This window comes from Paenibacillus sp. JSM ZJ436, from assembly GCF_044383795.1.
Classification (GTDB): domain Bacteria; phylum Bacillota; class Bacilli; order Paenibacillales; family Paenibacillaceae; genus Paenibacillus_AQ; species Paenibacillus_AQ algicola.
Map to the genome: position 1 here is coordinate 1 of NZ_JBISEO010000024.1, position 17,187 is coordinate 17,187.

16 protein-coding genes and 1 other RNA gene are annotated in these 17,187 nt (G+C 51.8%); 1 reads left to right on the forward strand and 16 read right to left on the reverse strand.

Annotation, left to right across the window (positions count from 1 at the left end; translation table 11 throughout):
* Window positions 1-273: 273 nt before the first annotated feature.
* From ACH6EH_RS18970 to rpoE, 14 genes are all read right to left on the reverse strand, one after another.
* Entirely contained in the window at window positions 274-537 is a 264-nt protein-coding gene (locus tag ACH6EH_RS18970; protein WP_397333425.1) for a pro-sigmaK processing inhibitor BofA family protein, read from the reverse strand.
* A gap of 15 nt (window positions 538-552) precedes the next feature.
* The gene (locus ACH6EH_RS18975; protein ID WP_138227557.1) at window positions 553-777 is read right to left on the reverse strand and encodes a DUF2508 family protein; all 225 of its coding nucleotides are present in this window, start codon (window positions 775-777) and stop codon (window positions 553-555) included.
* 276 nt (window positions 778-1,053) lie between these two features.
* A complete protein-coding gene (gene recR, locus ACH6EH_RS18980; RefSeq protein ID WP_138223999.1) occupies window positions 1,054-1,650 on the reverse strand; it encodes a recombination mediator RecR in 597 nt (198 codons plus the stop codon).
* 30 nt (window positions 1,651-1,680) lie between these two features.
* A complete protein-coding gene (locus ACH6EH_RS18985) occupies window positions 1,681-1,992 on the reverse strand; it encodes a YbaB/EbfC family nucleoid-associated protein (RefSeq protein WP_397333426.1) in 312 nt (103 codons plus the stop codon).
* A gap of 26 nt (window positions 1,993-2,018) precedes the next feature.
* Complete coding sequence (gene dnaX / locus ACH6EH_RS18990) at window positions 2,019-3,734, reverse strand: DNA polymerase III subunit gamma/tau (RefSeq protein WP_397333427.1); 1,716 nt, start codon at window positions 3,732-3,734, stop codon at window positions 2,019-2,021.
* Window positions 3,735-3,936: 202 nt separating this feature from the next.
* Window positions 3,937-4,203, reverse strand: an RNA gene (gene ffs / locus ACH6EH_RS18995) — signal recognition particle sRNA large type.
* Window positions 4,204-4,447: 244 nt separating this feature from the next.
* Window positions 4,448-4,645, reverse strand: coding sequence for a 50S ribosomal protein L31 (gene rpmE / locus ACH6EH_RS19000; RefSeq protein ID WP_138223996.1), 198 nt, complete (start codon window positions 4,643-4,645; stop codon window positions 4,448-4,450).
* Window positions 4,646-4,789: 144 nt separating this feature from the next.
* The gene (locus ACH6EH_RS19005; RefSeq protein ID WP_397333428.1) at window positions 4,790-6,067 is read right to left on the reverse strand and encodes a radical SAM family protein; all 1,278 of its coding nucleotides are present in this window, start codon (window positions 6,065-6,067) and stop codon (window positions 4,790-4,792) included.
* Between the two features lie 48 nt (window positions 6,068-6,115).
* Window positions 6,116-7,459, reverse strand: a complete 1,344-nt coding sequence (rho, locus tag ACH6EH_RS19010; RefSeq protein WP_397333429.1) for a transcription termination factor Rho — start codon at window positions 7,457-7,459, stop codon at window positions 6,116-6,118.
* Between the two features lie 205 nt (window positions 7,460-7,664).
* On the reverse strand, window positions 7,665-8,918 hold the full coding sequence (locus ACH6EH_RS19015) for a UDP-N-acetylglucosamine 1-carboxyvinyltransferase (protein ID WP_397333430.1): 1,254 nt from the start codon (window positions 8,916-8,918) through the stop codon (window positions 7,665-7,667).
* A gap of 196 nt (window positions 8,919-9,114) precedes the next feature.
* Window positions 9,115-9,969 (reverse strand): class II fructose-1,6-bisphosphate aldolase, encoded by an 855-nt coding sequence (gene fba, locus ACH6EH_RS19020; RefSeq protein ID WP_138223992.1) that lies wholly within the window; start codon window positions 9,967-9,969, stop codon window positions 9,115-9,117.
* A 182-nt stretch (window positions 9,970-10,151) separates the two neighbouring features.
* On the reverse strand, window positions 10,152-10,526 hold the full coding sequence (locus ACH6EH_RS19025; protein WP_397333431.1) for a response regulator: 375 nt from the start codon (window positions 10,524-10,526) through the stop codon (window positions 10,152-10,154).
* 240 nt (window positions 10,527-10,766) lie between these two features.
* The gene (locus tag ACH6EH_RS19030; protein ID WP_397333432.1) at window positions 10,767-12,368 is read right to left on the reverse strand and encodes a CTP synthase; all 1,602 of its coding nucleotides are present in this window, start codon (window positions 12,366-12,368) and stop codon (window positions 10,767-10,769) included.
* Between the two features lie 373 nt (window positions 12,369-12,741).
* The gene (gene rpoE, locus ACH6EH_RS19035) at window positions 12,742-13,317 is read right to left on the reverse strand and encodes a DNA-directed RNA polymerase subunit delta (protein ID WP_397333433.1); all 576 of its coding nucleotides are present in this window, start codon (window positions 13,315-13,317) and stop codon (window positions 12,742-12,744) included.
* Window positions 13,318-13,724: 407 nt separating this feature from the next.
* On the opposite strand from rpoE, the gene ACH6EH_RS19040 reads away from it, so the two are divergent.
* On the forward strand, window positions 13,725-14,867 hold the full coding sequence (locus ACH6EH_RS19040) for a S8 family peptidase (RefSeq protein ID WP_397333434.1): 1,143 nt from the start codon (window positions 13,725-13,727) through the stop codon (window positions 14,865-14,867).
* A gap of 130 nt (window positions 14,868-14,997) precedes the next feature.
* Here the strand turns inward: ACH6EH_RS19040 and argS are convergent, their stop codons facing one another.
* Together argS and ACH6EH_RS19050 are read right to left on the reverse strand one after the other, a co-directional pair.
* Entirely contained in the window at window positions 14,998-16,677 is a 1,680-nt protein-coding gene (gene argS, locus ACH6EH_RS19045) for an arginine--tRNA ligase (protein WP_397333435.1), read from the reverse strand.
* Window positions 16,674-17,099, reverse strand: a complete 426-nt coding sequence (locus ACH6EH_RS19050; protein WP_208204628.1) for a YwiB family protein — start codon at window positions 17,097-17,099, stop codon at window positions 16,674-16,676. Before ACH6EH_RS19050 ends, argS begins: the two co-directional genes overlap by 4 nt.
* Window positions 17,100-17,187: the final 88 nt, after the last annotated feature.

The following is a 17,187-nucleotide window of genomic DNA, read 5'->3' on the forward strand; positions in this document are numbered from 1 at the left end:
TGACGAGATTATAAAATCTCATTGTTGATCTCACCCGAAGGCAAGATCGCTTTAACTCACTCGTTGTTCAGTTTTCAAAGATCAATTCTCTTCATTCTTCATCGTCGCATCTCTCAGCGGCGACTTTAATAATGTATCACACTTGCTTGCTTTAGGTCAAGAGCTTTTTTTAACTTTTTTTTCAGAAGCTTTTCTCTCAACCGGTTTCTTACTCATTCCCCGTTCAAACGGGCGAGAATTAATGTATCATATTTCCGCCCTCTAAGTCAACACCTAAATAACTATTAATTTTAATGCAACTAATAAGGCAACACCAGGGAGACCCAGCATCATGACTGTACCAACTGTCATCGGGTTTAACGGAATATACACTTCGCTGATGAGACCCGAGAAATTGATCACATATACCCCTAATGCGGACAGCACCAGGTGGGTCCCAAACAGAGTCAGCCATTGAAATCCGAGCTTTTTCCTAAAAATAATAAAAAGCAGTGCTGTCAGGGACAGCACCATAACCGCTGCTATAATGAGCTTCATTCTCCATCCTCCTTCTTAATAGTCCGACTTGTAACGCCGGATCTCCTCCCTGTACATCGCGGCTCCGTTCATATTCAGCTCTTTTGCCTGCTTCAGGTTGATCTGATATTTACGCTCGGCAGCTTCCAGCATGTATATCGCATAATCGATCTGGTCCTGCCCGGCCGCCTCCTGAAACAGCAGATGTGCGCGTTCCCACTCCAGCTGTGAATGCCGGACATCAAGATATGTCTCCCACATCTTTTCTTGTTCTGCTTCTGGATGTTCGGCCCTTTTCTCCTCTTGCCTGCTCCATTTATTCCACCACATTAACGACACGCCCCCTCGATTCTGATCTGTACCGCCTGTACCATACATATCAGCTCAGGGACAAACTTAGAACTAAACGACACTTGCCGTAGCCAAAAAACCATCAAAAAAAGGAGACTTCTCAACTGCCATTGTCACACGGCTGCGGAACACTCCTTAAAACAAAGAAGGGAGCCTCTCGGCCCCCCCTACTCTACAGCTTCCATATTACAGCTCTCGTCTGCCTTCCAGCGCTTTAGACAGCGTGATCTCATCTGCGTACTCCAGATCTCCGCCTACCGGCAGGCCTGCTGCAATACGCGTCACCCGCAGCTCGAAAGGACGAACCAGCCGGGAGATGTACATTGCTGTCGCTTCGCCTTCGATATTCGGATTCGTCGCGAGAATGAGCTCCTTGACCCGCTCGTCGCTAAGCCGCGTCAGCAGCTCCTTTAACCGGATCTCGTCCGGTCCGATGCCCTCCATCGGCGAGATGGCGCCATGCAGCACATGATAATAGCCGTCAAATTCCTTCGTGCGCTCCATGGCTACCAAGTCCTTGGCGTCCTGGACCACACAGATCACGGAAGCATCCCGCTTCTTATCCTGACAAATTCGGCAGGGGTCCGTATCCGTAATGTTACAGCACACGGAGCAGTAGTGCAGATTCCGCTTCACGCTGACCAGCGCTTTTGCGAAATCGATCACATCGTCTTCTTTCATATTTAGGACATGAAAAGCCAGGCGGGCGGCCGTTTTGGGCCCCACACCCGGCAAGCGAGTAAACGCCTCGATCAGCTTGGCGATCGGTTCGGGATAATACAAAGTCGCAACGACTCCTTTTGGACCTAGTAATTAAAACAAGCCCGGGATTTTCATACCGTTCGTGAATTTGCCCATATCATTGTTCGCCAGCTCATCTGCTTTAGATAGCGCATCATTCACCGCAGTCAACACCAGGTCCTGCAGCATTTCTACATCATCAGGATCGACCGCTTCCGGTTTGATGGAAATGGATTGAACCTGCTTGTGACCAGAGACGGTTACGGTAACTACACCGCCGCCTGAAGTGCCTTCAACGGTTTTGGACGCGAGCTCCTCCTGGGCTTTCATCATTTGCTCCTGCATTTTTTTCACTTGCTTCATCATTTGGTTCATATTATTCATGATCATCTCTCCTTCAAATATAATTCCTAATCTTTTATGACAATGAGGTCTTCGCCAAAAAGCTGAATCGCCTCATCGATCCACGGGGTTTCTTGCGCTCCATCCTCTTCATGCTCCAGCTTCAGCTCTTCCGCCTGCGGCTTGCCTGCTCCCTCAACTGCTTCGCTCCAGTCACGCAGCATCATGGTCACCAAGCGGTGCGGTTTGCCCAGCTGTGATTCGAATACCCCTTCAATAACCTGCTTGTTCGCCGGCTTCTCAGTGGTTTCGCGATGAATGTTGTTCTTAAATGCAACGAGAATGTTGTCTTCCCATACGGATACCGGTTCTCCATCCATAAACCAGGCATGGACGGTAACCTTTTCCTCCTTCACACGCTGCAGAATTTGAGCCCACTGTCGCTGAACGGCGTTGAAGCTCTCCTGAGTGCGTGAAGCAATATACTGATCCATGTGCTGCGGGGTTTTCGCGGCTGAAGAGGCCCGGGGCGCGGGTGTTCGGACTGCAGGCTTGGACACTTCCCGTCCACCCTGTGCAGAAATTCCTTGCTGAAGCAGCTGCTCCAGCTTCTTCTCCACAGCAGCCAGCTGCCCTTTCAGACGCTCTACTTCTCCCGAAGGAGCCGCACCAGCCTCCTGAGCGCCTTGCCCACGACGGTCTGACACACTGCAGAGCTTCAGCAGCGCCACCTCAAACAGTGTCTGCGGCTGGGAAGCATACTTCATATCGCTCTGATAGCGATTTAGAGTATCGATGACCGCAAAAAGCTCCTCTTTAGAGAATGCATCGGCCATTTCCTTGAAATCCTCCGGATTCAGGATCCGGTCTGTCATCTGGTCCGCCTGAGGGACCATCTTAATCATGAGCAAATCGCGGAAATAGTATAGCAAATTCTCCATGCACTTGTCCGCACTCTTGCCCTCCTGCATAAGTTGCTCCACCTGCTCCAGCACAGCCCCGGGCTCATTATTACGAACAGCACGGGCCAGACGCCCAAACTGCTCCGAGGCCATACCGCCGGTCATCTCCATAACCTGCTGATAGGATACATGTCCCCCGGTAAAAGATGCAATCTGGTCCAAAATGCTCAGCGCATCGCGCATACCACCATCCGAAAGACGCGCAATGTATTGAAGGGCCTCAGCATCCGCTGTAATGCCTTCTTCTTTACTGATCTGCGCCAGACGTTCCTTCTGTTCCTCCAGGGAAACACGCCGAAAATCAAACCGCTGGCACCTTGAAATAATAGTCGCCGGCAGTTTGTGGGGCTCTGTGGTGGCCAGAATGAACATAACATGCTCCGGAGGCTCCTCCAGCGTCTTCAGCAAAGCGTTAAATGCCTCTGTTGTGAGCATGTGTACTTCATCAATAATATAAACCTTGCGGCGAACCTCAGTGGGAGCATATTTCACTTTTTCCCTGAGGTCCCTGATCTCTTCAACTCCCCGGTTGGAAGCAGCATCGATCTCCTGTACGTCCATTACCGCACCGGACGTAATCCGCCGGCAGGCTTCACATTGGTTACAAGGCTCCTCCGCCGGACCTTTTTCACAGTTCACGGCTTTGGCCAGAATCTTGGCGGCACTGGTCTTCCCCGTACCCCGCGGACCGCTGAACAGGTAGGCATGGGAGACCCGCTGTTCACGGATCGCGTTCTGTAGAGTCTGGATAATATGCTGCTGTCCCACCATGTCTCCAAAAGACTGCGGTCTCCAGGCACGATATAACGCAATATGTTCCACTACGCTTAACCTTCTTTCAACTTCCGCCTTCTACGGTGTGCAGGCCGTTTATCACCTGCATCCCTGTACTTATTATACTACATTTCCATCCAATTTCCTTCGCTTTCCGCAAAACCTTTAGGGCTTCTTGACTTTCAAGCCATCAAAAAAAGCGCCCCTGTCACATCGACAGAAACGCTTCTCGCAGTCGGTATTATGTATACCGTGCACCTGTTATTGATAATTGCGATCCGAGCGGCCACCCTGAGCTACAACTCGGGCTAGGCTACCCTCCGGCACAAGAGCGCTCCTGCTTATGGCTGCTTCCTTCCGGACCTGACCAGGTTCACAGGTGCTCATTGCGGAGGACCCAGCCGTCAACATCGAGCTCAGGGACCAGCCTCACATCGACAATACCTCTAACAGGAATTCAACCTCGCTACAGCGGATTGCGAGTTACAGGGCACCGCTACCTCCCCGTCTAGCACGGCGAAATTAAGTATAGCGCATGCCTGTCCAAAATGCAACCGAAGGCAAAATTTGCACTTCCGTCCGCCGTCTCTTGGGCGAACAGCCTTCATTTATGACATTGACCTGACATGAAGACTGTACAGCAGCTATCGGAGACACCCGCCCCATTCCACCACGCGCCAGAAGCTGTGCGCGGTGGCCATATAAAAACGGCTGTTTCCGAAGGAGAGAATGGACTCTCTTCAGAAACAGCCGTTGAATAATTACATACCGTATTTCTTCTTGAAGCGATCGACACGGCCGCCGGCATCCAGGAATTTCTGCTTTCCTGTGAAGAATGGATGGCAGCTGGAGCAGATCTCTACGCGAAGGTCAGGCTTAACAGAACCTGTTTCAAACGTATTACCGCAAGCGCAAGTTACCGTAGTAACATGATATTTCGGTTGAATATCTTGTTTCATTAGACTTTCACCTTCTTTCCGCCCTGAGCCTCATGCGGGCACAGAGTAAATGGACACATAATCGGATTATAGCATACTACTCGTCTATATGCAATACATCTAATCCATTCATGTGGTATGTGATGAGAGCATCGTCCTCAGAGATCAGCGGGAGGATAAATGACGCTTGGCACGGCGCAGGTTCTCCGGCGGCACATGAGTATACGACCCGATCACAACATCCGGCAGTTCCTCTTGAAAAATCTCGATCGCCTGCTTCATCCCCAAAGTATCTCCGCGAGCAGGAGGAATCAGCTCCAGATAGCTCTCTGGATCAATATTCAGATTGCGCAGCTGAATCAAGCGCAGCCCGGTACGGCGCGCAAATTCCACCATCGCCTCCACCTCTTCCTCCCGATCTGTGACTCCCGGGAATATAAGGTAGTTGATCGAGGTGTATACTCCTTGGTCTGTAGCATATTTCAAGGACTTCTCTACATGGGACAGATTGTAGCCGCGCGGTTTGTAGTACGCATTATAATGATCATCCAGCGCACTGATCGTGCTGACCCGCATCAAATCAAGGCCAGCATCTACGATTCCCCGGATATGGTCTGTAAGCCCGGCATTTGTATTGATATTAATGTAGCCCATATCCGTTATTGAGCGCACCTCGCGCATGGCTTCAATAATAATCTTGGCTTGAGTGGAAGGCTCTCCCTCGCACCCTTGGCCAAAGCTGATGATCGACTCCGGCGTCTTCAGATGCTCCAGCATGATCTGCACCAGCTCATCGGTACGGGGACGGAAGTTCATCCGCGTCTGCGGAGCTACGAACCCGCTGTCATCCGGCTGCTCCGAAATACACCCGAAGCATCCGGCATTGCAGGAATACGAAACCGGCACCGCGCCCTCCCATCGGTTCAGGAAGGTATTCGAGGCAGTGAGACACTCATAGCCCAGCGCGCAATTGGAGAGATGCTGATATAAACGGTTCTCGGGGTATTTCTCCGTCAGCTTCTTTACCCCCAGCTCCAGTTCCTCCACATCACAGTTCATAGGATTCCATTTCTCAGGGTCATCGCTTAACCTGGCCGCGGTATAGAATGCTCCGTCTTTCCACACTACCGCAGAGTATCCGAACAGAGGCAGCTTATATTCCTTATCTGTCTTCATATAGCCGGGAATACACAGCCGGGTAAACCCTTGCGGCAAAAGGGCGCCGACCGCCGTTTGTCCAATTGGCAGAGCCTTCATGTCTCCCGTAGCCGGATCCATGCCAATGGCACGGGTATTCGGCAGTCCGACCAGCGTAGCTCCTTCCGGCAACGGAATCAGCTCTTCTTCTAGAATTTCTACATACATCTCGCCGCTGCGGGCAAGTCCAAACCACTCTTGATGATCAAAGACGTTGCCCTGTTCATCTGCATACACCAAATACATGTTGTTCTCCTGTTCTTTTCGTGAATTTGGGATTATAGCAAAAGGGCCTTAGCTTTGGGAAGCTGATGCTGCGGACGGACGGGAGGTCCGTCTCGGCGCCGAGGTGCCGGAGGAAGAGCTGCCGCTACCGCCGGAGGAAGCTCCCGAAGCACTGACATCAAAGGAAGCCAAGAATTCGGCATTGGTTTTGCTGTCCCGCATTTTTTTGAGGAAGCCTTCCACAAAGTCTGCACTATCATTCATATTCTTGCGAATCGACCAGATCGTATCAAGCTCCTCTTTGCTCAGGAGCACTTCCTCCCGGCGCGTTCCGGAGCGACGAATGTCGATCGCTGGAAAAATGCGGCGTTCTGCAAATTTACGGTCCAGATGCAGCTCCATATTACCGGTGCCCTTAAATTCTTCGTAAATAATATCATCCATTCTGGAGCCGGTATCCACCAGCGCAGTAGCCAGGATCGTCAGGCTGCCGCCTTCCTCCACGTTACGGGCTGAGCCAAAAAACCGCTTCGGCCGATGAAAGGCCGCCGGATCAATACCACCGCTCAATGTACGTCCCGATGGAGGAATGACCAGATTGTAGGCACGCGCCAATCGTGTGATGCTGTCCAGCAAAATCACTACGTCTTTTTTGTGCTCGACCAGTCTTAATGCCCGCTCAAGCACCAGCTCAGCCACCTTGATATGGTTCTCAGGCAGCTCATCAAAGGTGGAGGCTACGACTTCACCCTTCACCGAGCGCTGCATGTCCGTCACCTCTTCAGGACGTTCATCGATCAGGAGCACAAACAGTTCAATATCGGGATGGTTGGTTGAGATGCTGTTAGCCAATTCTTTCAAGAGGAGAGTCTTTCCTGCTTTAGGCGGAGCCACAATCAAACCGCGTTGTCCAAGGCCTACAGGCGCCAGCAAATCCATAATTCGGGTGGACAACTGATTAGGGGATGTTTCCAGAACCAGCTTATCTTGCGGATAAAGAGGAGTTAAGGCTGGGAAGTGCAGCCGTTCTGAGGCAACTGCCGGGTTCTCGCCATTGACCGCGTTAACCTGCAGCAGCCCGAAATATCTTTCATTCTCTTTCGGCGTCCGGCATTTGCCGGATACCAGGTCTCCGGTTCTCAGATCAAATTTGCGGATCTGCGAGGCTGAAATATAAATATCCTCGGTGCTTGGAAGATAGTTGATAGGCCGCAGAAAGCCATAGCCCTCCGACAGCACCTCGAGTACGCCTTCCATAAACATCAGGCCGCTTTGTTCAGCCTGCGCGCGGAGTATTGCAAAAATCAGTTCTTTTTTCTTCAGTTGACCGTAGTACGGGATTTGATGCTTCTTGGCCAGCTTGTAAAGGTCGGTCAGCTTCATTCCTTCCAAGTCGGATATCTGTAGATCCATTCCATAACCACCTATTCCATTGTGTTCTCAATATACATTGCTTCTATACTAACTCTATCATTCTATGAGGATATCACTAGATAAGGATTACCCAATCTGGAGGGAGATATGCAGACATAAAAGGTTTTTATGGAATATATTTCATTCCTCCTTCCACGATGCCTGCTGCTCTCAGCCTCTGAGGGTAATCCTTGCCATGAACCCGCTATTCAGTTTCCCGCCATACGTCAGCGCCAAGCTGCCGGAGATTGGTGACCAAATGGTCATACCCCCGGTCGATAAACTCAACACCGGTAATTTCTGTTACCCCTTCGGGCACCGTGAGTCCGGCAATGACTAGCGCTGCACCGGCACGCAAATCAGCAGCCTTCACCTTTGCTGCGTTCAAAGCAGCGCCTTCCACGATGGCAGAGCGGCCTTCAACGCGAATCTTCGCGCCCATGCGAATCAGCTCCGGCACATGCTTGAACCGGCTGCTATATATAAAATCACTGAGGACGCTTACGCCGTCAGCCTGTGTCAGCAGGCTCGTCATCGGTGACTGCAAATCCGTAGGAAATCCGGGATACACAAGAGCCTTGACGTCTACATGCTCATAACGATCCTTGCCGATGACCCGGATGCTTTCATCATGCTCCTGAATGCCGACGCCCATCTCGATCAGCTTCGCGGTTAGAGCCTCCAGATGCTTTGGAATGACGTTATCCACCAGCACGTTTCCGCGCGTGGCCGCTGCTGCAATCATATAGGTCCCTGCTTGAATCCGGTCCGGGATAATAGAATGCCTGCAGCCATGCAGAGAGGACACGCCTTCAATCCGGATTGTCTCTGTGCCCGCTCCTTTAATGACGGCTCCCATGGAATTTAACAATGTTGCTACGTCTATAATTTCAGGCTCTTTCGCCGCATTTTCAATCGTTGTGGAGCCTTTGGCCTTAGCAGCCGCCAGCATGATATTTATGGTTGCCCCAACACTGCTCACGTCCAGGTAAATCTTAGCGCCGCGCAGCTCCTTGGCGTGCAGGTGAATGGCACCGTGCTCATTCGTTACGGTTGCACCCAGCGCTTCAAAGCCCTTGATATGCTGGTCAATAGGACGGGGCTCAAAATTACAGCCGCCCGGCAGGCCGATGACAGCCTCATTGAAACGACCCAGCATCGCACCCATCATGTAATAGGAAGCTCTCAGCTTCTTGACAGGCCCGTTGGGCATCGGTATGGACTTAATATCAGAAGGGTTGATGTTCATCTGTTGACCGTCCCAGGATACCTGTCCGCCCAAGGCTTCCAGAATTTCCGCATAAACGGCAACATCACTAAGTAAAGGCAGATTATCCAGCACGACTTCACTATCCGCCAGGATGGCGGCAGGAATCAAAGCAATTGCACTGTTCTTGGCACCACTGATGGTTACAGTGCCCTGCAGCGGGCGTCCACCGCTGATCATCAATTTTTCCATATGCTTAAGGGTCCCCCTAGATCACATTGCTGCATAAATGGGTCTGATCGCCAACCAGCATGGCGTAAATTGCAGAAGATTGTCACACCTGATTAAAATGGAAAAACACCGGCAAGCGGTGTGAGATTCCAATAAAGACAAGTATTAAAGCAGACGGCCCGGTGGGCCGCCGCTTGATATTACTAAAGCTTACTCATTAAGCCTTGTTGTTGGATCCAAACTCACGCATTTTGCCAATGACGGTTTGCTTGATTGCTTCACGACCTGGCTTCAGGAATACGCGTGGGTCATAAGCTTCCGGCTTGTCGGCAAGCACCTCACGAACGACCTTGCTGAAGGAGATCTGGTTCTCGGTGTTTACGTTGATCTTGGACGTACCCAGGGAGATGGCCTTCTTGATGTCATGAGTAGGAATGCCTGTCCCGCCATGAAGCACGAGCGGAAGGTTCACAGCATCACGAATTTCTTCCATCTCTTTAAAGCCCAGGTTAGGCTCGCCTTTGTAAGGTCCGTGTACAGATCCAAGAGCCGGCGCCAGCGTGTCGATACCCGTTTCGTTAACGATCCGTACGCAGTCGTCCAGCTTCGCATACATAACGTCACCAATAACGTCATCTTCTTGACCGCCAACCATGCCGACTTCTGCTTCAACAGAAACACCTTTGGCATGTGCGTACTCTACAACTTCCTTCGTAGTAGCAATGTTCTGGTCAATCGGGCTGTGGGAATCGTCAATCATAACGGAAGTGAAGCCAGCATCAATCGCTGCTTTACACTTCTCCACACTGGAGCCGTGGTCGAGGTGAATGGCAACCGGAACGGTAACCTTCAGGTCCTCCATCAAACCTTGAACCATCTTCACGACGGTGTTGAACCCGCCCATATAACGTGCCGCACCTTCAGAAACACCCAGAATGACCGGGGATTGCTCTTCCTGTGCTGCCTCGAGAATAGCATGAGTCCACTCCAGATTGTTAATGTTGTACTGGCCCACGGCGTACTTTCCTTCAAGGGCGTTGTTAAGCATGTCTTTCATTGATACTAATGGCATGGTCCATCCTCCTATTGTGGGTATATCTAATATATAGCCGAAGTTCGCATACACATCGTATTATACCACATTGAAGAATAAATACTAACTCCCCAAATGGTGAAAATCGGGCCTGCATGATGGTAAAAATAATGCTGTCCGCGCGCCTCGCTCCAAACCACCTGAGGAAAGCAAGCATTCTGCTACATCGCATTGGTGCGCAGCTGCATATTCACAGCCATTCGCATTTCATCAATATCAAAAGGCTTCGTAAAATGCATTAAAGCGCCAAGATCGGTCGCTTCCTTGATCATATCCAGTTCCCCATAGGCGGTCATCATAATGACCTTGATCTCGGGATTCATCTGCTTGATGTGCTTCAGTATTTCAAGACCGTCCATGCCGGGAATTTTCATATCCAGCAGCACCAGGTCAGGAACCTGACTCTTCACAATGTCGAGCGCAATGCGGCCATTGGCAGCCTGAAAGGTCTCATACCCTTCGCTGCTGAACACCTCCATTAAAAGAATACGGATTCCATTTTGATCATCGACGATCAGGACCTTGTGTTTAATCATGTAACACCTTCCCATTCTGTTTCATGTTTGGCTTATCGACGAACCGGCACTCCCCCTGAACTTTCCGGAACATACTGCATGGTCCTAACAGTATTCGCCCGGAGAAGGTGGAAATCCTGCATTTTAACCAAAAAACACCAAGAAAAATAAGATCTCGCAGAAGGAATGCTCTCATGAACAATATAAGCCGGGGGCAGATCTATATATAAAAAAGCCCCCCATAGGTGGGAGGCTTAAACGTTATGCCAGATGCTTCAAGGATGCTTTAACAAATTCACGGAACAGCGGCTGTGGACGATTCGGACGGGAGGTAAACTCCGGATGGAACTGAACAGCCAGGAACCATGGATGGTCTGGAAGCTCAACAATCTCCACCAATCTTCCGTCCGGTGACGTACCAGAGAAACGGAAGCCCGCCTTTTCCATAGCCTCGCGATATTGATTATTGAACTCATACCGGTGACGGTGTCTCTCATAGACGAGCTCATCCTGGTAGCAGGCTTCAGCCAGCGAGCCGGGAACCAGCTTGCAAGGGTACAGTCCCAAACGCATGGTGCCGCCAAGATCCTCAATATCCTTCTGCTCTGGAAGCAGGTCAATGACCGGATATTCCGAAGCCGGGTTAATCTCGGAGCTGTTCGCGCCTTCCATGCCTGCCATCGAGCGAGCATATTCGATGACCGACACCTGCATACCCAGGCAGATGCCGAAGAACGGAATATGGTTCTCCCGCGCATAGCGGATGGCTGAGATTTTGCCCTCGATGCCGCGGTCACCGAAACCGCCGGGAACGAGAATACCGCCTATGCCGCCCAGCATGTCCTTCACATTCTGATCGGTAATCTCCTCGGCGTTCACCCAGCGGATCTTCACTTCCGCGTTGGCGTCAAAGCCAGCATGGGACAGAGATTCAACCACACTCAAGTAAGCATCATGAAGCGCGACATACTTGCCGACAATCGCAATTTCCACGGTCTTCTCCAGCTTGGACACGCGGTCAACCAAGGCCTCCCACTCCGTCATATCGGGCTCTGGAGTATCCAGCTTCAGATGGTTGACTACGATTTCGTCGAGGCCTTCCTGACGAAGGTTCAGCGGAACCTCATACAGGGTTGAGGCATCGCGGCATTCCACGACTGCATTGGCATCAATGTCACAGAACAGGGCAATCTTCGCCTTCATTTCAGTGGAGAGCTCGTGCTCGGTACGGCATACAATCACATTCGGCTGGATGCCGATGCTGCGCAGCTCCTTCACGCTGTGCTGGGTCGGCTTGGTCTTCACCTCGCCGGCAGCCTTGATGTAAGGAATGAGCGTTACATGAATGTACATAACATTATCGCGCCCTACCTCGCTCTTGATCTGACGAATCGCTTCCAGGAAAGGAAGGCTTTCGATGTCGCCTACCGTGCCGCCGATTTCAGTAATGACAACGTCAGAGCCCGCTTCACGGCCGGCGCGGAATACGCGCTCCTTAATTTCATTCGTAATATGAGGGATAACCTGCACCGTGCCGCCCAAATATTCTCCGCGCCGTTCCTTGCTGATCACAGAGGAATACACTTTACCGGTGGTCACATTGCTGTTCTTCGACAGGTTAATGTCAATGAACCGCTCGTAGTGACCCAGATCGAGGTCCGTTTCGGCGCCGTCATCCGTAACAAACACCTCACCGTGCTGGTAAGGGCTCATGGTGCCGGGATCTATGTTAATGTAAGGATCAAATTTCTGGATCGTCACCTTCAGCCCTCGGTTCTTCAGCAGTCTGCCTAGCGAAGCGGCCGTAATTCCTTTGCCCAGGGAAGACACGACCCCGCCCGTTACGAAAATGTACTTTGTCACAGTAATACCCTCCTAAATAAATTCGAAAAATCAGGCGACATATGATGTTTATGGTAACCCTATTCCTAGAGATTCATCATCAAAAGGACATAAAAATAAACGGTGCCCGCTTTACGGATAAAGCGAGCCGACCGATTTCTCATCTCATCATTTCTTCGTGAAATGACCTCTTTCACCACTAAAAAAACCCAATAAAAACAAAAAAAGTGACCCGCAGTACGGGGCACTTCAATTCTCACTTATAAACCTTGATCATAAGCCCAAGCAATAGTTTACTCTGCGGCTGCTCTCCTTGTCAAGAGAGGAAGAAGCCTTAAATCTCTGAACAAGCGCAGGGCGCAGCGAGGGAGAAAGGACGAGGCTGCAGGCAGCCCTACAGGTCGTCCTCGTCCAGGTCGTCGTCCTCGGAATCGCTCTCTTCCTCTTCGTCCTGGGAATCGTCATCGTCCAGATCCTCATCGTCCAGCTCGACGTCCTCATCCACCTCATCCTCGGAATGATCCTCATCGCCGTACATATCATCCTCGTCATCATCGTGGTCATCTTCATCCGCGCTATCGTAATCTTCATCAGATTCATCACCGCTGTAGGTATCTTCCTCCTCGGTGAAATCATCCTCCAGATCATCATCTTCATCATTGATAATACGCGGACGCTTCGCATTGGCTACTGGATCATCAGAACGCTCCAGCGGATACCAGCGCTTCAAGCCCCACAGGTTCGTGCCCACACAAGCAAAACGACCATCAATGTTAATTTCTGTATATAACTGGGCAATCGTTTCGTTAATTTCTTCTTCGGTGAAGCCGCGAAGCTTAGCGACCTCATTCATTAAGTCACGGTAATAGTACGGCGTATTTGCCGCCTTTAATACCATAAAAGCCAGGTCAACCATGGGAACCTCATGGATTTTTTCCGGGTCGATTTTTAAATTGAGCGGATTACTCACTAACGACACTTCCTCTCATGCAATCTTCGCTTTGCACTGCCATGATTTCAAACATATCCATAACAAACCTAAGTAAAACCTATTTGCTGTCAAAAATCAAGTTTTTATCATGCTGCTCAGCACAGGCTTTTACGAAAAAAGAGAAAGCATCCTCCGCGATGAAGCCATAAGAAAAAGCGAAGAGCAGGCTGCTCTCCGCCTTCCGACTGTATCCGCCCCAAGGATGAACTCCTTGCTGGATGGTGAGAGAGCGCGCGAGCTCTCTCCACTTATCTTATGTTTCAGGTCAGCATTTGACACGGCCTACACGCCTATTTGAAACAAAAAAGGCTCTCTCCCATTCGGGCTAACGGGATAGCTCATACAATACTGAAGCAACGGTTGATCCGAAAAGGGGGATGCCTGGCATGAATTTCACCCGGATCGTACACACACTGCACCCGCCGTGTCATGGCGACAGGCTTCAGCAGCAAGACACCCGGCATATCCTGACGTTTCATGACCCCGGGCTGTATGCAGCACTACGGCAGCAATGGCTCACCTCAGCACGTGCGGGAGCTGCCTCGCAGGTCCTCTGGGCTCCACTTGCCCAATGTATCATCGCTCCTTCACCACTAGCAGAGCAAATCGAGAAAAAGTGGCGTCATGAGGCTGTCACGGAAGAAGACAGCACTATTCATCTCAGCGGCTTATCCAGCCGTACGGGAGGAGGACCCGGCATTCCATGGGGCGTAAAAGCCATCAAAGCTCCACAGGCCTGGTCTATATCGACGGGATACGGCATCAAGGTCGGCGTCATCGATACCGGCATTGATGTTGGCCATCCCGATTTGCAGCACTCTCTCGGACGGGGGATCAATCTCGTTCACCGGGGCCTGCCGCCCTTTGATGATAACGGGCACGGAACCCATATCTCCGGAACGATCGCTGCCGCAAACAGCACTCGGGGCATGATAGGCGTTGCCCCCAGATCCATCATCTATCCGGTTAAGGCATTCGATGCCAATGGCTCGGCCTATGTATCAGACATCATCGCCGGAATTGACTGGTGTGTCCGGTCAGGGGCAGATCTGATTAATATGAGCTTCGGAATGCAGACCCGCAGCCGGTCTCTGCTGGATATTGTCAACCGAGCAGGCCAGGCTGGCATCGTCGTGGTCGCTTCCTCCGGCAATGACGGCAAACGCCGCGCCATCGACTACCCTGCACGCTACCCCCAGACGATCTCCGTAGGTGCCACAGACCGCAAGCGAAAAATCGCCTCCTTCAGCAACCGCGGCCAGTACGTCGACATCTATGCTCCCGGAGACAAGATTATGTCTGCCTGGCTGCATGGCAAGTACCATGAAATGAGCGGCACCTCCATGGCAACCTCTCATGTGAGCGGTACCATAGCCCTCTTGCTCGCCCAAAGGCCTGGCCTGAAGCCGGCCGCGATTAAAGCGCTGCTCCAGCGAACCGCGGTTCCGCTCCGTCTGCAGCGAGGCATTTCCTCCTCTGAAGGAGAGATCAATACACTAAAATTCATACGCGAAGGCCTGAGGGGCTGAGCCGCTGATGTTCCATGAAGCCATAAGGCATGAAGCAGCATATTGTGACACCCTAACCCAAACAGCCGCCTCTACCGAAAGAGAGGGCGGCTGTGATTTCAAATCTTGTGATCCATCTGTGCAGCAGTGACTACATACGCTCCGGCGCCGAAACACCCATCAAGCGCAGTACGTTTGCAATTGTAATGCGGACCGCTGACAGCAGGGCAAACCGGGCCTGCGTCTGATCCTGCTCCTCTGTAATGACACGCTCTGCCTTGTAGTAGCTGTGGAACAGGGAGGAGAGCTCGTAGACATAACGGATCAGCCGATGCGGCGCATAATGGTCAGCAGCGGCAGCTACCTCCTGCGGGAGCTCACCGATTTTGCGAAGCAGATCATACTCATGCTCGGTCGTAAGCAGGCTCAGGTTCACCTCAGACAGCGGCAGCAGTGCAATAGCCTGCTCCTCTGCCTGACGGAAGACGCTGCAAATCCGCGCATGGGCGTACTGGACATAGAACACCGGGTTCTCATTCGAAGTGGAAACCGCAAGGTCCATGTCAAAGTCGAGATGGGAATCCATGCTTCGCATGGTGAAGAAGTAGCGGATCGCATCCACGCCGACCTCATCCATCAAATCCTCCATGGTCACGGCTTTGCCGGTACGCTTGGACATCTTGACCTTCTCGCCGTTCTGGAACAGGCTGACCATCTGGGCAATCAGCACGGTCAGCTTGGCAGGATCATTGCCAAGAGCCTCCATTGCGGCCTTCATGCGGGGTACATACCCGTGATGATCCGCTCCCCAGATGTTAATCATCTCATCGTAGCCGCGCTCATATTTGTTGAGGTGGTAGGCGATATCCGGGGTCAGATAGGTGTAGGAGCCGTCATTTTTCACCAAAACGCGGTCCTTGTCGTCACCATAATCCGTGGTGCGCAGCCAGGTTGCTCCCTCCTGCTCATAGCTTTGTCCCTTCTGATCCAGCGCTTCCAGCGCTTTAATAACGAGACCGTTCTCGTACAGGGAGGTTTCGCTGAACCATTCGTCAAAATTCACCCGGAAACGAGCCAGGTCGCGCTTGATCTTGCCAAGCTCCTTCTGAAGGCCGTAGGTCCGGAAAAAGGCAGTCCGCTCGCCTGGTGTCAGGGACAGCAGAGAGTCTCCTTTTTCAGCTACCAGCTCCTTGGCGAAGCCCTTGATGTCCTCGCCGTGGTATCCGTCCTCCGGCATTTCAGCCGGTTGGCCCAGCTCCTGAAGATAACGGGCCTCAATAGATTTGCACAGATTCATAACCTGATTGCCCGCATCATTAATGTAGTACTCCCGGGTCACTTCATGTCCGGCAAAATCCAGCACGTTACAGAGCGCATCGCCCACAGCAGCTCCCCGGGCATGTCCAAGGTGAAGGCTTCCGGTGGGATTGGCGCTTACAAACTCCATCTGAATGCGGCGGCTGTCGCCGCGGCTCACGCGGCCATAATTCTCGCCCTGCTCCTGCACGAGGCCAATGACCGGATACAGATAGCTCTTGTTGAGCGTGAAGTTGATGAAGCCGGGTCCGGCAATCTCTGCCTTTTCAATGGATGCCTTGCCTGTCTCCAGATGGGCTACAATATCCTCGGCAATCTGACGCGGGTTCTTCTTGGCAATACGGGTCAGCTGCATCGCTGCGTTCGTGGCGAGATCGCCATGGGATTTATCCTTCGGCACCTCCAGCGTAATCGCCGGCAGCTCCTCGCGGGTAACCAGGCCGGCCGTGACTGCCGCATCCGCGACCGCCTCTGCAACGAGCTGGTGAATGTGGTCAAGTGGATTCATATTCATGCTTCCTGTGCCTCCTGAATAGTCAAACTGATTGCAAAATGTCCTGAGCATTCTTCAAATACATATAAATCATATTCCCAGGCTGCGCGGCCGGACATTCCCTCCAGCTGAAGCTCCATGCGCTGGGTATGCGTTGAAAGCTGAAAGGAAGTGAACGGAGATCGGTAATACCCGGGCATCTGCTGCCCGAGCCGAAACGCCTGCTCCGACTGCACTTCACCGTGGCGGATAATCTTGAACTCGTCCGGCGACAGCTTCACGGTCGCCCGTGTACTGCCCTGGTGCGGACCGAGCTTCGGCTCCTCGTAACGGACGTATAGAGCCTGTCCTTTGGCAAACACCTCTGCCGACAGCTCCTGCACCGTACGCTCTCCCTCATGCTGACTGGAAAGCGTAATGACGGTTTGTATGCGGTGTGACATGATGCGCCCCTTTCCTTACCTATTGTACTACTATATCCAGTATAGAGCGCCAATTCAATTCTCATTTTCAAAAGCAGCCTGATCCGTG

Excerpts from the sequence above, each read along its gene's own strand:
- ACH6EH_RS18975 (WP_138227557.1), bottom strand. The coding sequence starts at position 777 with ATGTGGGAGACATATCTTGATGTCCGGCATTCACAGCTGGAGTGGGAA.
- fba (WP_138223992.1), bottom strand. The coding sequence starts at position 9,969 with ATGCCATTAGTATCAATGAAAGACATGCTTAACAACGCCCTTGAAGGA.
- ACH6EH_RS19050 (WP_208204628.1), bottom strand. The coding sequence starts at position 17,099 with ATGTCACACCGCATACAAACCGTCATTACGCTTTCCAGTCAGCATGAG.
- argS (WP_397333435.1), bottom strand. The coding sequence starts at position 16,677 with ATGAATATGAATCCACTTGACCACATTCACCAGCTCGTTGCAGAGGCG.
- ACH6EH_RS19005 (WP_397333428.1), bottom strand. The coding sequence starts at position 6,067 with ATGTATTTGGTGTATGCAGATGAACAGGGCAACGTCTTTGATCATCAA.
- ACH6EH_RS18985 (WP_397333426.1), bottom strand. The coding sequence starts at position 1,992 with ATGAATAATATGAACCAAATGATGAAGCAAGTGAAAAAAATGCAGGAG.
- ACH6EH_RS19040 (WP_397333434.1), top strand. The coding sequence starts at position 13,725 with ATGAATTTCACCCGGATCGTACACACACTGCACCCGCCGTGTCATGGC.
- ACH6EH_RS18970 (WP_397333425.1), bottom strand. The coding sequence starts at position 537 with ATGAAGCTCATTATAGCAGCGGTTATGGTGCTGTCCCTGACAGCACTG.
- rpmE (WP_138223996.1), bottom strand. The coding sequence starts at position 4,645 with ATGAAACAAGATATTCAACCGAAATATCATGTTACTACGGTAACTTGC.
- rho (WP_397333429.1), bottom strand. The coding sequence starts at position 7,459 with ATGGATCTACAGATATCCGACTTGGAAGGAATGAAGCTGACCGACCTT.
- ACH6EH_RS19025 (WP_397333431.1), bottom strand. The coding sequence starts at position 10,526 with ATGATTAAACACAAGGTCCTGATCGTCGATGATCAAAATGGAATCCGT.
- ACH6EH_RS19015 (WP_397333430.1), bottom strand. The coding sequence starts at position 8,918 with ATGGAAAAATTGATGATCAGCGGTGGACGCCCGCTGCAGGGCACTGTA.